The 14,691-nt window shown below is 57.3% G+C and carries 11 protein-coding genes and 3 pseudogenes; 6 read left to right on the top strand and 8 right to left on the bottom strand.

The genetic code is table 11. From position 1 onward, the window contains the following. Positions 1–19 precede the first annotated feature (19 nt). Positions 20–184 (top strand): annotated as a pseudogene (locus tag C7476_RS29420) (integrase core domain-containing protein); the annotation flags it as partial. A 328-nt stretch (positions 185–512) separates the two neighbouring features. Here the strand turns inward: C7476_RS29420 and C7476_RS15950 are convergent. Further along, positions 513–1,376, bottom strand: a complete 864-nt coding sequence (locus C7476_RS15950; protein ID WP_114430898.1) for an alpha/beta fold hydrolase — start codon at positions 1,374–1,376, stop codon at positions 513–515. A gap of 287 nt (positions 1,377–1,663) precedes the next feature. Here C7476_RS15950 and C7476_RS28715 point away from each other — a divergent pair. Further along, positions 1,664–1,992, top strand: a pseudogene (locus C7476_RS28715) (short-chain dehydrogenase); the annotation flags it as partial. Between the two features lie 91 nt (positions 1,993–2,083). Here C7476_RS28715 and C7476_RS28180 read toward each other — a convergent pair. Continuing rightward, positions 2,084–2,506: a hypothetical protein gene (locus C7476_RS28180; RefSeq protein ID WP_181872462.1), complete on the bottom strand. Its 423-nt coding sequence runs from the start codon at positions 2,504–2,506 to the stop codon at positions 2,084–2,086. 364 nt (positions 2,507–2,870) lie between these two features. On the opposite strand from C7476_RS28180, the pseudogene C7476_RS15940 reads away from it, so the two are divergent. Next, positions 2,871–3,496, top strand: a pseudogene (locus C7476_RS15940) (UdgX family uracil-DNA binding protein). Positions 3,497–4,077: 581 nt separating this feature from the next. Here the strand turns inward: C7476_RS15940 and C7476_RS15935 are convergent. The 6 genes from C7476_RS15935 to C7476_RS15910 are packed head-to-tail and all read right to left on the bottom strand — an operon-like array spanning position 4,078 to position 9,946. Continuing rightward, entirely contained in the window at positions 4,078–5,382 is a 1,305-nt protein-coding gene (locus tag C7476_RS15935) for an LLM class flavin-dependent oxidoreductase (RefSeq protein WP_114430897.1), read from the bottom strand. Between the two features lie 26 nt (positions 5,383–5,408). Continuing rightward, a complete protein-coding gene (locus C7476_RS15930) occupies positions 5,409–6,755 on the bottom strand; it encodes an MmgE/PrpD family protein (protein ID WP_114430896.1) in 1,347 nt (448 codons plus the stop codon). A gap of 9 nt (positions 6,756–6,764) precedes the next feature. Beyond that, complete coding sequence (locus tag C7476_RS15925; RefSeq protein WP_114430895.1) at positions 6,765–7,550, bottom strand: amino acid ABC transporter ATP-binding protein; 786 nt, start codon at positions 7,548–7,550, stop codon at positions 6,765–6,767. Between the two features lie 12 nt (positions 7,551–7,562). Beyond that, positions 7,563–8,345, bottom strand: a complete 783-nt coding sequence (locus C7476_RS15920; protein ID WP_114430894.1) for an amino acid ABC transporter permease — start codon at positions 8,343–8,345, stop codon at positions 7,563–7,565. Further along, positions 8,342–9,088, bottom strand: coding sequence for an amino acid ABC transporter permease (locus C7476_RS15915; RefSeq protein ID WP_114430893.1), 747 nt, complete (start codon positions 9,086–9,088; stop codon positions 8,342–8,344). The genes C7476_RS15920 and C7476_RS15915 overlap by 4 nt, the downstream gene beginning before the upstream one ends. Positions 9,089–9,109: 21 nt before the next feature. After that, positions 9,110–9,946 (bottom strand): transporter substrate-binding domain-containing protein, encoded by an 837-nt coding sequence (locus C7476_RS15910; protein ID WP_114430892.1) that lies wholly within the window; start codon positions 9,944–9,946, stop codon positions 9,110–9,112. An 824-nt stretch (positions 9,947–10,770) separates the two neighbouring features. Between C7476_RS15910 and C7476_RS15900 the strand changes: the two genes are divergently transcribed. The 3 genes from C7476_RS15900 (at position 10,771) to C7476_RS15890 (ending at position 14,691) form a co-directional block, all read left to right on the top strand. Continuing rightward, positions 10,771–11,718: a DUF5996 family protein gene (locus tag C7476_RS15900; RefSeq protein ID WP_114430890.1), complete on the top strand. Its 948-nt coding sequence runs from the start codon at positions 10,771–10,773 to the stop codon at positions 11,716–11,718. 582 nt (positions 11,719–12,300) lie between these two features. Next, positions 12,301–13,191, top strand: coding sequence for a LysR family transcriptional regulator (locus C7476_RS15895; protein WP_181872461.1), 891 nt, complete (start codon positions 12,301–12,303; stop codon positions 13,189–13,191). A 162-nt stretch (positions 13,192–13,353) separates the two neighbouring features. Next, a complete protein-coding gene (locus C7476_RS15890) occupies positions 13,354–14,691 on the top strand; it encodes an ABC transporter substrate-binding protein (RefSeq protein WP_114430888.1) in 1,338 nt (445 codons plus the stop codon).

Below are 14,691 nucleotides of genomic sequence, written 5' to 3'. Positions count from 1 at the left end.
GCTTAACTACTGGAGCGATGTGGAGTCCTTCAACGGCCGCATGCGCGACGAGCTCTTTAACAAACCTGTTTTGTGGCCTCGATCCTCCCCGCAGCGCCATCGCCGAATGGGTTGACGATTACAACCGTTTCCCACGCGCTTATCGCTTGGATACCAAGCCCCGGCACACGATGCCGGAATAATCCTTCATTCCCGTTTGGCCAGAAAGATTGCGTAGTGGCAAAGTACAACCATGAGAAGGGAATGGGTCTGCAGCTGATATCTTTTCGGGACGTTATCATAAAGCGAATTGGGGAAAAATGGCCGCCTTGAGATGGATTGCAGACATTTAAGCTACAATCCAAACTGTTCGAAACTCGCGTATTATCGGCATTTTCAAAGGAAGGTTTTCTATCGAACGTCGATTTTGAACAAAGAGTTTGGGCTTTAGCAAAATGGTAGGCGGTCGCGCGCCCATCGTCCGCTCCGTCGACGGCGGGAGATTATGGTGATTTCAAAGCTTCAGTCGGCAACTAACTGTGGCGAATTAAAAAGCTTCGCGTCAAACTTACAGCTTCATCGAGATTTGTTTCCAGCAGCCAATGGCCGCCGTCCAATAAATGCAATTCCGCATCAGGCAAGTCTCGTAGATATGCTTTCGCTGAGGCTTCAGGCATATAGCCATCTTGTGGCCCCCAAATTATCAGCGTTGGCGGCCGATGGTCTCGAAGATAATTTTGATATCGAGGAAACCACTCCAGATTGTCCTTCAATCCAGCGATGATACGGGCTGATATTTCTTTGCGTCGATCGGTCATGAACGACCAATGCAGCGTCCAAAGATCGGGAGGAATCGTGGCCGCTAGTTCTGGTCGAACATCGTTGAGGAATTCACGTTGGAACTCTTCCTGGGAGATGCCCTGCCTGATTTCTGCAAAGCTATGCTCAGGGGTTTTTTCCCAAATTGCTTTTAAAGATGAATATTTTGGCCCCAGAACATCCTCGTAAATGTCACCATTCTGGATGATCAATGATGCTATTAAATCGGGGCGACGAATGGCGAGCCGTAAACCAATCTGTGATCCGAAGTCATGGAGATACAGCGTGAATTTTCTAAGTCCGAGTTTCGCCGTGAAACGTTCCAGAAAATCGGTGTAGCCGTCAAACGTGTAGTCGAATTCCTCTGGCGTATCACTGTAACCGCAGCCAGGAAAATCCGGCGCAATTAGCCGCCACCTGTCAGCCAGCGGAGGCATGTAGTTGCGAAACTCATAAGACGAACATGGATAGCCATGGGGCAACAGAATGGCGGGGGCGTCTGTCGACCCAGCTTCGCGATAGAAAATCTTCATGCCGTCCAGGTTCAGTTCTCTGTGATGTACAAGCCCGTTTGTCATGGTTTTCCTTCCTCATTGAGAACATCAGAAGCTTAATGGGAGGGGTCGCGATGGGTTCCGAGTACTACTGACAGAATGGATAGTGAGTTTGCCGGGCGCTGAAGGAGGACCAATCGGTATCGTCCTAATGCGCGGTCGCCGGTTGAATGGAAAGCTCTCGAACATGCAACTCAGGCAGCTGTAATAAACCCCCGGCGAATTGATGTTATTCGGACGCAGTGGAACCGATTTGAGATTTGAGCCTTTACCAAGCAATCACCGGAACCGAGCTATGCGAGGGATGAGCTATGACACAACCAGCGGCGACCCGCAGTCGGGCAGGAGAAGCGACGGCAAAGCGTCAGCGCACTATTCAAACAAAAACCGACCAACGCGAGAAAAGCGCAAGCAAACCCACGACTAAAGCGCCTCAAACCAGAGCTCGGATATATCCTGTTCCACCATTCCGCAAGCAGCATCTGAAAAAACCGGGGCTTGAAGCCTCGCTTGATCCGGCTCCGATGTTCGACGCACCGTTCTATCTCGGCTCAAAAAACTCGATGGCAAGATCGCTCTGATAAGCGGAGGCGATTCCGGTATAGGCCGGGCGGTCGCTGTATTGTTTGCGCGCGAAGGTACCTTTCAGCAACGAAAGAGCACGCCAGTCAAAACTATCGCCACAACCACCACAATAAGAAGTTCATTGGAGCCAGTGATTTTCCTGTCTTTCAGCCAACATGCCGAGTGGGGATCTGCAGCGCGATATTGCCGGCGACAAAGACAGCGAGCAGTGTTGATATCCTGGCTTCCGGACTCCCGTAGCCTTCGCCATAGGCTGACATCGGCGCCAGCGTTACTTGCTCGAACGCTGCGGCGGTAAACACCGCAAACAGAAGCGGCGGTGCCTGCAGTACGAAACGCTGACAGAAGCCCGCTGAGCATGGCCACTGTCGAATTCGAGTAGTTTCGGCAACACCCTGAGCAGACAAAGTCTGTACAGTACGAAAGCCGTGATACCCACTTGGAAAGGCGGTGAACCGTGCGTTCCGACGAAGGCCACGGTGAGCGGCCCCAACGCAAAGCCCGTAACGGTCCTCACTGGCCCGGGCGAGCGGTCGACCAGCATGTGCTGGACGACATTGTTTAGACATGATGCGTCTCCTGAAGAAGGAGGGTCCCGCGCCAAAGGCAGGATCACCGATAAGTTGCGCGCCTACGGAGCGGCAAAGCGTTAGGTCATGCTGAACGTCTTAACAACCGGGCGGAAAATTCGCATGTGCCGTAGCGAAAGCGACAGCGAATGATGCTGGGCTTTCGATACTAAGGTCACTACATTTGTCGTGATCTTTTCGGCTCTTCTAATTTCGCGGCATCGCGTTTGCGGTCTCAATTGCTCCACCAGCAGATTTTCTAGTGCAATCGTGAAGGTCCCGCTGTGCCCGGACAGTCGAGGGGAACCTGCGCAGGCCTGCCGCGTTAGAACTCAGAATTGCTCACCACTACGATGTAACCGCCATGAACAAGCCTGATCTTATAGAAGGCGAAACAGCAAGCGCCAAATCATTGGGCGAACTCAACGGCCAAGCACAACATTGCAAACGATGCGATCTCTACAAGCATGCCACTCAGACGGTCTTTGGCGAGGGGCCAGAACAGGCAGATGTCGTTCTGGTCGGCGAGCAACCGGGCGACAGGGAAGACGTCGTCGGGCGCCCATTTGTCGGGCCTGCGGGCGCTATTTTGAATGCATCCTTGATCATGGCTGGCATTGATCGGGATCGCTGTTATATCACCAATACGGTCAAACATTTCAAGTCCACACAGCGCGGCAAGCGTCGGCTCCATTCGAAGCCCAATGCCGGCGAAATACAACGCTGCTCCTGGTGGCTACGCAGCGAACTCAAACTGATCGAGCCCAAGATTATCGTTGCACTCGGAGGGACGGCTGCAGCGCATTTAAGAGGTAAGACGTTCGGATTACCAAGGACCGCGGCATGATCTTCCATCCAGAGAATCTGCCGCCGGTGCTCGTTACCATTCACCCATCATACATCCTCAGAATTCGCGACAGGGCCGCTGCGAACGCGGAACGAATGAAATTTGTCCAGGACCTGAATCAAATAAAACAAGTACTGACCTAGCGGTGCACAAACATGCTGAGAGCATGTAGGAACCGAGTTCCGCCTCGGTCTTGTCAGGAGCAACAGAGAAAGTATTTATGATTCTTGGAAAGACCCGAGATACCCGACGCTGTCAGATTGTCGGCTTCTTCCCGAAGGAAGAAATCGGCGCCAAGGGAATTTCACGTCCACCGATTTCATGGATGCCGACCGGCTACGCCCGCTTTTCGTCGAGCGGATCGCAAACCCTCCGATCGGCACTAACGCCTTCGCCAGACCGCCGATCGGGTTGCTGACGCTCCTATGGATTCTTTCAGAACTCCGATCCCGCATTGGTTGTTGACGGCAACCGACCACACTTGACCGCTCTTTCAGAAACACGGCTGCTGTGTTTAGCGCGGGGTTTGCACGTCGGTGGGTTCGCCGGGCTCTTTGCGAACGGTGCAACGTCCAGAACTGGGCATATTGCAGATGGTCTCTCAACAACTTGTTCCTGATCTGTACTTCAAAAATCGCATAAGGTCTCCTCCGGAACTACAATCTCGCAATGCCGTATTTCATAAGTCTGCGGTTCGATTCAGTTCAAGAGCGGTGGTTCGCAGCTAGACTGAAAGCAAAGCAGGCCTGACGAGTCCGAGGTGGTCACGTAGCGTCGAACCACTGTATTCGGTGCGGAACAGACCACGTTCCTGCAGAATCGGTACCACCAGCTGAGTAAAGTCCTCCAGCCCCTCAGGGAAGAAGGGCGGCATGACGTTGAAGCCGTCGGCAGCGCGGCCTTCGAACCACTGTTGCATGCGGTCCGCAATCTCCGCGGGTGTTCCAAGTACGATGTGGTGGCCACGGCCCGCCGCGACCCGCAGGGCCAACTGGCGAATGGTCAGGTTCTCCCGCCAGGCAAGAGCCGTCAAGAGTTCGGCGCGGCTGCGCAGCTGGTCGGAGATCGGCAGGTTAGGCAACGGGCCATCGGGATCGCACTCGGCGAGATTGTGGCCAATACGTTCTTCGAGCAGCGGCATGGCGCTCTTGAGATCCGTCCATTGGTCGAGTTCGGCCAACTTGTCCTTAGCTTCCTTCGCCGTACGGCCGATCACTGGCAGGAAGCCCGGCATGACAGCGACGTCGTCCCCCTGCCGCCCGAAACGCGCGACGCGTTCCTTGAGGCTCTTGTAGAAGGCCTGTGCTTCTTGGAGGCTCTGCTGCGCGGTGAAGACGACGTCAGCTGTTCGCGCGGCGAGGTCTTGGCCAGGCCCGGAGGAACCGGCCTGGATCAGGATCGGATAGCCCTGCGGCGAACGCGGGATGTTGAGCGGTCCCTTGACCGAGAAATACTTGCCCTTGTGTTCGAGCACGTGGACTTTGCTCGGATCGGCATAGACACCGCTCTCCTTGTCCTTGACGAAGGCATCGTCGTCCCAACTGTCCCACAGCCCGCGCACCACGTCGACGAACTCTTCCGCGACGGCATAACGCTCGTCATGCTTTGGATGCGCCTTCGAAAAATTGTTGGCGGTGCGAGCGTAGGAGGTTGTGACGATGTTCCAGGCGGCGCGCCCCTGGCTCAGGTGGTCGATCGAGGAGAAAGCGCGGGCGGTATGATAGGGCTCGCCATAGGTCGTCGATGATGTCGCCGCAAGTCCGATCTTGTCGGTCACCAGCGCCAGCGCCGACAGCAGTGTCAGCGGTTCGAAACGGGCGATCGTCGAAGGATGCGCATCAACACCGCTCGTTAGCCCGTCGGCCAGGAAGACCATGTCGAACTTCGCTGCCTCGGCGATCTGCGAGACGCGCCGCAGGAGGTCGAAATTCTCGCTGCCTGCCTCGGCATGCGGATGCCGCCAGCCGGATACGTGGTGGCCAGCCCCCTGCAGGAACAGGCCGAGATGGATTTTTCTCTTGACGCTCATGGCAAAATCTTTCGTCGATTGGTTTTTCAGATGGTGTCCTGGTTGAGCAGTGCCAGCAGCCGGTTCAGATCGGCGGCGCTGCTCATCGTGCGGACGAGCGAGGGGATCTCGGCGAAGGCCGGGCTGCCGGCAGTCACGTCGCGGAACTTTTCGGTTGGATCGGCCACGCCCGGCAGACCGTCGAAACGGCGGGTGACCGTGCTACCGTCGCGAAGCGCAATATCGAGGATCACGAACCGGGTCTTCGGATCGCTGGACATGCGCGGCGCAGTCTCGTCATGGCGACGGCCGGCGCGACCGGCCAGCGCCATCAGATGCGGCTGCACCGGCCGGTCGTCAAAATGGTCGAGCCGCAGGGCGCCGTCGATCAGCGCCGCGGAGAATACGTATTCCGGGCTGAAGCGAGCCTCGATGCCGTTTGTCGGCTTGCTCACCACCAGCGCAGCATCGGCGCCAGGTGGATAGGTGAAGGTGATGCTTTCGATCGCGTCCACCACAAGCCCTTCGCGATGCAGATCGATGCCGAGCGAGGCGACGGGATGGCTGGCAGTGCAGCAGGGATAGGCTTTCAGGGTCAGCCCCGGCGCCACGATCTGCCAAGGGGTCCCCCAGTTCTCGGTCACGGCGGCAGGGAGCTCGGCACCGAAGGCATAGGCCGAGTGGAAACCGATTGGATTGTCGAGGAAATCCGGCGCGCCGCCGAAAGCGGCCGCCGCCAAGCGTGCCGACAGCAGGCCGGACCTCGCCGCCATGCCGGCATGATAGGGTTTCGCATCATAACCGAACTGCAGCCGCAGCCCGGAGGACTGCGTCGCAGCGAGGCCGAGCGCAATGGCGGCTTCCTGCGTCGAGGCCCGCGTCAGATGTGCGATCGCCGCTGCGGCGCCGACCGTGCCGAGCGTCGCCGTGGCATGAAAGCCGTGCTCGTAATGCTTGGAGCCGATGGATAGACCGAGCCGCGCCATAGCCTCGAGTCCGACTACATAGGAGGCGATCAGCGCGTCCGCGGTAAACTCACGCTCGGCGGCAAGCGCCAGCAGGGCGGGGACGATCACCGTGGTCGGATGGCCGCGCACGCTGGCGTGCACGTCGTCATAGTCTAGAACATGACCGGCATAACCGTTCACTACCGCGGCAACCAGCGGATCGGTGCGGCGCTTGGCTCCGACCAGGATTGCTTCCCCCGGCAGGTTGGCGCCGACCGCGTCGGCCAGGACGGCGGTGGTGCGATCGGCCGCGCCGGCGATCGTGCAGGCGAGGAAATCGACGATTGCCGTGCGTGCCGCTTCAATTGCGGCGGCATTGCTCGTCGGGGAGGAGGCGACGATCGCCTCGGCAAAGGCATGGGTCAGCGGTGCGGTTGTCGTGGTCATGAAGAAATCCTAGATGCCTTCGCCGTCGCGCACTGGGCCACGCCCGGAAAGTCCGCTGACGAACTGGCGCACACGAGGATTGTCTGCGCTGTGGAAGATTTGCTCCGGCGAGCCCTGGTCAATGATGCGGCCGTTCTCGGTAAAGACGACGGTGTCGCTGATCTCCTCGGCAAAGCGCATTTCATGCGTCACGAGAATGCTGGTCATGCCGTCGCGAATGAGATCGCGGATCACCCACAATACTTCGCCGACAGTCTCCGGGTCGAGCGCCGATGTCACCTCGTCGAACAGGACGAGTTCCGGTTTCATTGCCAGCGCCCGGGCAATCGCCACGCGCTGCTGTTGGCCACCAGACAGCTGGCCGGGGTAGGCATTTGCCTTTTCGGCAAGCCGCACCTTTTCCAGCAGTTCGCGGGCGAGCTTTTCGGCCTCGCGCCTGTCGGTGCCAAGAATGCGGGTCGGCGCCAGCACGATATTGTCGAGGACGGTCAAGTGCGGAAACAGATTGTATTGCTGGAAGACGATGCCGACACGCTTGCGCAGCGCGATGCGCTCGCTCTCCCTGGTCAGCTGGTCGACGCGAGTGCGGTTGACGGTGATGCGGCCGCTCTGCGGCTGCACCAGCGCGTTGATACAGCGCAGGATGGTCGACTTGCCAGAGCCGGACGGGCCGATGATGGAGACCGCGTCACCCCTGTTGACGGTGAGGTCTATTCCCTTCAGCACCTCTGTCTGGCCGAAAGACAAATGCACGTCTTCCAGGCGGACGATCGCATTGTCGGCGGATATGTTCATCGTCTCAATTCCTTAGGCCGCGTTGAAGCGACGTTCCAGGCGTCGCGTCAGGCGGGCGATCGGGTAGCAAAGCGTGAAGAAGGCGGCCATCACAACGATATAGGCGATGACAGTGAAATCGAGCCGGCGCACGGCAGTGCTGGCATCGGTCGCTGCATGCAGTAGTTCGTGCACACCAACCAGCGAGGCCAGCGCCGTGCCCATGGTGATCGAGGCGGCCACGTTCATCCAGGGCGGTAGCGAACGGCGCAGGCATTGCGGCAGTATGATCCGGCGCAGCGTCTGATTGCGCGAGAAACCGAGGCCTTTGGCCGCCTCCCACTGGGTGGTCGGGATGGAGAGGATAGCGCCGCGGGTGATTTCGGCGATATAGGCGCTGGCCGGAATGGCAAGGCCGATTACCGCCTTCACCCAGTCGGGGAAGGGCAAATAGTTGCCGAACACGACGATTTCGAAGGGAAAGATATAGGTCGTAGCGAAGATCAGCACGAGATGCGGCGCGTTGCGGAAAATCTGGACATAGGCGACGACCGGATAGCGCAACAGCCGGTAGGGCACCAGTTCGAGAATGCCGAACAATACCCCGACCAGCGTGCCCAGCACCATGGCGCACAGGGCGATGAGGATGTTCATCGCGAAGCCGGAAGCAAGATAGGGAATCCATTCGAGCAGTTCGCGGCCGAGCGTCAGGTCGGCGAGCGACCAGACGAGGACGAGGAGCGGCAGCGCTACAAAGCCGACATTGCGCAGGATCTTGCTGCTCCTGCGCGGTTGGAAGAGCGTCGCGGCCGTCATAGGCCGTATCCCGGAACGGCGAGCCTGCGCTCCACCCACAGGCCGATACGGGCGACGACCAGATTGATAAGGCTGAAGAAGGCGAGGATGACGATCATCATCGACACGACATTGTCGCGCTGCGTCCAGACCATGATCGAGGCATAGGTGATCTCGCTCACCGCGATCGCATTCCCCACCGTCGTCAGCTTTACAAGATTGATCAGATTGTTGACGATCGCCGGTAAAGAAGCCCGAAAGGCCAGCGGCACCTGGACATATTGTAGGATCTGCAGTTGGCTGAAGCCCACACCACGCGCCGCTTCTACGGTGGAGGCCGGCACCGCCTCGATGCCGGCGCGGATGGCCTCCGCGTGCAGCGCCGCGATATGCAGGCCGACCACGGCGACCACCCAGAAGAACGGCGACAGCGGATTGTTCTGGGCGCCGCCGACCAGATCGGACACGAAGGTGTTGAGGACGAGGAAGCTGAACATCAGCTGCACCAGCGTCGGCGTGTTACGGGTGATTTCCACGAAGGCCCGCACCGGCGTCGACAGCCAGACCCGGCCCGATGTCAGGCAGGCGGCAAAGAGCAGGCCGGCCACCAAGCTGACAGGTATGAGCAAAGCGATCAGATAGAGCGTGGTGATGAAGCCATCACGCCAGATCTGCGCCTCGTATCCCGTCGCGAGGAATTCGTAATTCAGGCCGAGCCTGCCCGTCAGACTAACGAACAGGTCGGTGAGATTGATGTCCTGCATGTGCTCTGCCGGTGCCGCCGCTTACTTGCTAGCGGAAAGCGTCTTGTTTGCCCGCTGCAGGTACTCGGTGTTTAAAAGCCGGTTGGCCTTGGCGAATTCCAGCAGCTTACCGGACGTGTGCAGCTTCTTGACGCCAGCATCCAGGGCAGCCTGCGTATCCTTCTCGCCCTTGCGCAACCAGATCACCGAATCCGATGGGATCAGCTCGGTGGGGAAGGGAATGGCATAGTCCTTCCATTCTTCTGATCGATCCTGAAGCAGGAGGCCGACTGTTGCGCCGACATGCACGGCCGCAACGCAATTGCCACCCTGAAGCGCGAGCAGCGATTCCGGCTGGCTCGGAAGCGCCTTAACAACTGCACCATATTCTTCCATCAGAGGCTGCGTGTAGTTGGAGCCCTGCGACACGCAGACTGGCTTGCCCTTCAGGTCGGCCCAGTCCTTCAGGCCGCTGTCCTTGCGCACTACAGCCGCGCCACCACTGCGGTCATAGGGCGTCGGCACGTGATCGAGAATCTTGGCGCGGTCCTCGGTGTATTGCATGTTGGCGATCAGGATGTCGACCTTTCCTTGCTGCAGGAATTGCACGCGGTTCGGCGGCGTCACCGTCACCGTCTCGAGTTTGACGCCGAGATCATCGGCCAGCGCCTGGGCGATGTCGAGATTGAAGCCCTTCTGCGCCTGCGTCTTAGGGTCAATATAGCCAAAGGGCGCGCCGGACAGGATCACGCCGACGGTCAGCGTGCCGCGTCCCTTGATGCGGTCCAGCGTGGCATCCGCGGACGCCTGCGTCGACGTTAGTGCGGAGATTGAGAGAGCAAGTCCGAAGAGTAATTTGGTGAGTTTGGTGGGCGACATTCCGGGCTCCTTTGTTCGACCAAGAACCTAGTGGAGCCTCTCAGTTGCCACGAGCAATCACATCCTCTCTTCCAGGTGAGAGCGAAACTGTTATCCTGTAATATGCTCAATCAATAGAAAATATGCTACCGGCAGGTTGGTGTTGATTCAACTACAGGATGCCTGCGAGATCCAATCTCTGATGATTGCCAGATCCACTCCGCGCTTATCCGTCCAAATGCTTCGTCATCTGGATAGCCGGGATTATCTTTATGCAGTCTAACCGAGCTTCGGCAGAACGAGATCGCCGAACCATACCAATGTGGGATCTTGAGCGAGGTCGACCTTTCTGCCGAATCTAGTCGTATCATACTGGGCGGATTCTGCTGTTGCGGCAAGGCTCACCACGAGGATGTTTGAAGCCAAATCTAGGGCGCTTTCGAGGCCGTCAGCGCGAAATGGCGAACTTTGCTGAGGCAGAGTATTGAAGCGTAAAATTGGAAGGGAATCGGTGGGTCTTCGGTTCGAATTCTTTCAAGGCGGGGGAGTCAAAGTGCCCTATAGCAATCATTGAGTTAGTGCTCTTGAATGACCGGAATGGGGCCGAAATCTGCCGGTCCGCTTTCGAAATACATTTGGCTAAAGCGGATATTCGGCAAACGACTCAATGTCAGTCGCTGGCTGGCTCTTTGCCGGTTTCCGCAAGCTGACCTTCAGAGGTCGTCTCCCCTTGCCCTCACGCCGTCGCCGCCAGCAAGAAGCTTCCTCTTTGCCAGCATCTATGGTGATATGGATACGGGCGGTAAGGAAGTTCTATTCAAGATCCATCGAGTTAGGTTGGCCCAATGAATGAATGTATCCAGGAAACGTGGCCGGATATACCGTACGGTCCTTGGCGCAGTACGTGTTCCGCGCTGCATCTTTATCTTCAGATCATAGGGAAATATCGGCTCGCCCGCTCACCGTGGGTGAACCATTCCTGGCATGCGACCCTTTACACTGACGCTCGCGGTTTCACGACCGGCCTAGTACCAGATGGACCGGGCGGGATCGAATTGAGCCTCGATCTGATCGACCATGAGGTGGTCGGACGAGCAACCGATGGACGCATTGCCCGGTTCTCGCTTGAGCCGATGTCGGTCGCCTACTTTCATGGGCGCGCGGTGGATCTCATTCGTACTCTCGGTGGGACGCCGGAGTTCCATGGCAGGCCGAACGAGATTCCGGAGGCTATTCCGTTCGCCGAAGACAAGATGGAACGCCCCTACGATGCCAATGCTGTGACACGGTTCTTCAAGGCGTGTGTGGCAGTGACGAACGTGCTCCAGATCTTCCGTACGGCGTATCTCGGCAAGGTGAGCCCTGTGCATCTCTTCTGGGGAAGTTTTGACATTGCCGTGACACGCTTCTCCGGTCGCCACGCGCCCTTACATCCAGGTGGTATTCCGGCCCTGCCTGACGAGATCACCCGCGAGGCCTACAGCCACGAAGTCTCGTCAGCTGGCTTCTGGCCAGGTGGGGGTGCAATCGACTTTCCCGCATTCTATTCCTATGCATACCCGATGCCGACCGGTTTTGCAGCTGCAAGAATTTCTCCCGAAGCCGCATATTACGATGAAAACCTCGGAGAATTTCTGCTGCCGTATGATGCGGTCCGGCTTGCCAACAATCCAGAAGACATGCTCATGACCTTTTTGGAAAGCACGTATCGCGCCGCTGCTGAACTTGGTAATTGGGACAGGGCTGCGCTCGAGTGCAAGGTTGGGAAACCTCGACAACCTCGGCCCATGTGAGACACACAGGATTCGACGGAACTGAGGACTTTTCCCGACCACTAGATTGTAGTCGTTCGGGCAAACTTGGGGCCGTTTGCGGACGGTCCTGTTTTGGCGAGAACCGTCGACAAGCTACCATTCGCGATCGATCTAATTTCGGACACTGAGCCAAAATCAGCATCGCCAAAGCTGGACATTCAGCCTGCATAAGGTCACCGGCAGCTTTCAGGAATTTTTGCAGCAGGCTGAACGGCTGGATTGCGGGCGCAAAGCCGCTCAGTCAACTTTCTTAAACGAGAGCTGTTTGCGCCGCGACTCACGGACCTTATTCAGGAGATGGCCACGGACCATCGACCACGTCTACTCCTGACTTGCTACGTATTGGCGGACATAGTTCTGCGGCCCGTACTGCCGTCTAGCCACGTAGTCCGGTGCGTCCGTGCCCGACAGCCAAGGGCGTTGATTGCAACGAGGGGGGAAGCTTGCAACGGTGGGACCTGCACAGCATTCGGATCGCTTTACGTAAGTGAATAAATCTGCAGTGTGGAAATTTTGGCGAAACTGCTAATCCCGTACGAGGTGCCCGTGGACCTGCGACAGTTGACGTACTTTCTTCGGGTAGCGGAGCGCAAGAGCATCACTCTTGCCGCGGCGGAACTTAACGTGGCGCAGCCAACCCTCACGAAGAGCATGAAGCTGCTCGAGGAGGAACTTGGCAGTCCGCTCTTTAACCGTTTTCCGAGAGGAGTCGAACTTACCGAAGCCGGCAAACACCTCGTTCGCCACGCCCAAGGTATCAAAGTCCAGATGGCGGAAGCGCGCTCGGAACTCAATGCCCTGCAAAAAGGCGACAGCGGAACAGTGACCATTGGGGCTGGACCGGCATGGTTGCGCAGGCATTTGCCGGAGGCTATCGCTCGGGCGATCTCAACGCGGCCGGAGTTGAAGATCTTCATTTCCGAAGGTTTCGATGAAGCTCTTTTTCGGAAGTTACGCCGAGGTGAAGTTGACTTCGTGGTATCGGAAACACCGTGGTCGCAGAATGCCAGTGACCTCGATGTTGAGGTCCTGACATCTATCGACCTTTGTGTCGTCGCACGAAAGGGACATCCCCTGTCATTCAAGGGTTCCATCAGTTTGCAGGAACTGCTGGCTTATCCGTGGGTCTTGCCAAACAGAATAACGCGCGCGCGACAAAGGCTCGATGCCCAGTTCGTGTCGCGCAATGTCTCGCCGCCCGAACCCACTGTCGAAACTGAATCGCTTGCTTTCATGATCAGTTTGGTCCGATGTTCAGACGCGCTCAGCTATACAACCAGCACGGCCGTTACCAACCCGGAGGGAGAGGGGCTGGTTGTCCTCCCGATGACCGGGCTGACGTCCGAGCGCGCGGCAGGCATAATCAGACGCAAGGATTCTTGGGTTTCGCCAGCCGCCTCGGTTGTCATCCAAGCCCTCAGGACAATCAGCGTCGAAGACCCACACAACTAGGTCTGCCATTACTTTTAGCTATGGGTTTTGTACTCGAAGTTAGTTGTTACAAAAAACTGAAAATGCAAGTCTCCGTGCGGTGAACCACACTTATAGGCTGGGAGGCCCCGTGTCCAACGATACGAGACGGGTGGTGGTTGCGCCTTGCGAGAGGAGAGAAGAATGAACTTCAGTGCGAAAATACGCGGGGCATTGATTGCGGTCTTTACCTTGCCCCTTGCGTTCATGAGTGTATCCCACGCGCAAGACCAAGTGCCCATTACGATTGTTATCAATCAGTCACCCTGGTTCGCAGGGTTTCAGACCGTTGTGGGACAATATCAGGAAAAGACCGGCAATACGGTCTCGCTCGACGTCAATCCGTTTGCAGGAAGTCTGGAAAAGCAGCGGAGTGCGGTTCGTTCGAAAGAGAGCCCCTACGACATTCTCATCATGAATGCCGGCTTCTTTATCGAGATGTATAAGGGCGGCTTTTTGTCTCCGCTGAACGACATCGACCCAAAGTTCGCTCTCGACAAGGATCTCTATACGTTTGACGATTCTGTCTACTGGGACCCATCGACCAACAAGATCGACGCGAAGACTGGCAAGCTGATGTCGGTCCCGATCAACCCGTTCATTCCGATCCTTCACTACCGCTCCGATTTGTATGCGGAGAAAGGATTGAAAGTCCCGGAGACCTGGGACGATCTTCTTGCCAATGCCAAGGCACTGAATAATCCCCCGAGCATGTACGGCATTGTTCAACGTGGCGCGCGCGGAACGTTCGACGTCACGTACGACGTTCTCCCATATATTTGGAGCTATGGCGGCGGTCTGTTGAAGGATCAGAAGGCAGGCGACTACACCATTATCGTCAATAGCCCGGAGACTAAGGCGGGGATGGAGATGTACCTGAAGCTGGCCAAGGAAGCCGGACATCCGTCAACCGCCGGCCAGACGCAAGCCAACGTGCTCCAGAATATGGCTACGGGCAAGGCAGGCAACATCATTGCTGTTCTGGCCGCTTCTATATTTGACGATCCGAACCAGTCTGCCGTGGTTGACAAGGTCGGGTTCGCTCCCCCGCCGCATGCACCGGGCTTTCAGTCATCGCCCGGGCTCGGGCATTGGCTCGGAGGCATCCCGAAGAACATCCCCGGAGATCGTCAAAAGGCTGCGCTAGCCTTTCTGAATTGGTTCCAGTCCAAGGACGCACAGATGGCTTATGCCGAGGCAGGATCGCCACCCGTCAGCCGGGCCGTACTGGAATCGGACCTTGGAAATCAACCAAAATACCGATGGATGAAGGCGCTCTCCAAGGGTTTGACTACAGCCAGACTGCCATTTTTCATTCCCGAATCCGCTCAAATACTGGCAATCACCGAACTCGGGTTCAATCAAATCATCTCCGGCCAAACAACCGTTAACGACGGCCTGAACAATATGGCGAAAGAGATGGAGAAAGTGATGACTGCAGCCGGATATAAGGCTCCGCTCCTTCCTGACCTGAAGGATTGA

It is taken from the genome of Phyllobacterium bourgognense (assembly GCF_003337575.1).
GTDB lineage: Bacteria > Pseudomonadota > Alphaproteobacteria > Rhizobiales > Rhizobiaceae > Phyllobacterium > Phyllobacterium bourgognense.
Note: the sequence above shows the minus strand (reverse complement) of the source record. Positions and strands in the feature narration are given on the sequence as shown.

What these genes read in the sequence shown, in the direction of transcription:
- C7476_RS15915 (WP_114430893.1), bottom strand. Translation starts at nt 9,088, where the DNA reads ATGCAGGACATCAATCTCACCGACCTGTTCGTTAGTCTGACGGGCAGG.
- C7476_RS15925 (WP_114430895.1), bottom strand. Translation starts at nt 7,550, where the DNA reads ATGAACATATCCGCCGACAATGCGATCGTCCGCCTGGAAGACGTGCAT.
- C7476_RS15920 (WP_114430894.1), bottom strand. Translation starts at nt 8,345, where the DNA reads ATGACGGCCGCGACGCTCTTCCAACCGCGCAGGAGCAGCAAGATCCTG.
- C7476_RS15910 (WP_114430892.1), bottom strand. Translation starts at nt 9,946, where the DNA reads ATGTCGCCCACCAAACTCACCAAATTACTCTTCGGACTTGCTCTCTCA.
- C7476_RS15900 (WP_114430890.1), top strand. Translation starts at nt 10,771, where the DNA reads ATGAATGAATGTATCCAGGAAACGTGGCCGGATATACCGTACGGTCCT.
- C7476_RS15890 (WP_114430888.1), top strand. Translation starts at nt 13,354, where the DNA reads ATGAACTTCAGTGCGAAAATACGCGGGGCATTGATTGCGGTCTTTACC.
- C7476_RS28180 (WP_181872462.1), bottom strand. Translation starts at nt 2,506, where the DNA reads ATGTCTAAACAATGTCGTCCAGCACATGCTGGTCGACCGCTCGCCCGG.
- C7476_RS15930 (WP_114430896.1), bottom strand. Translation starts at nt 6,755, where the DNA reads ATGACCACGACAACCGCACCGCTGACCCATGCCTTTGCCGAGGCGATC.
- C7476_RS15950 (WP_114430898.1), bottom strand. Translation starts at nt 1,376, where the DNA reads ATGACAAACGGGCTTGTACATCACAGAGAACTGAACCTGGACGGCATG.
- C7476_RS15935 (WP_114430897.1), bottom strand. Translation starts at nt 5,382, where the DNA reads ATGAGCGTCAAGAGAAAAATCCATCTCGGCCTGTTCCTGCAGGGGGCT.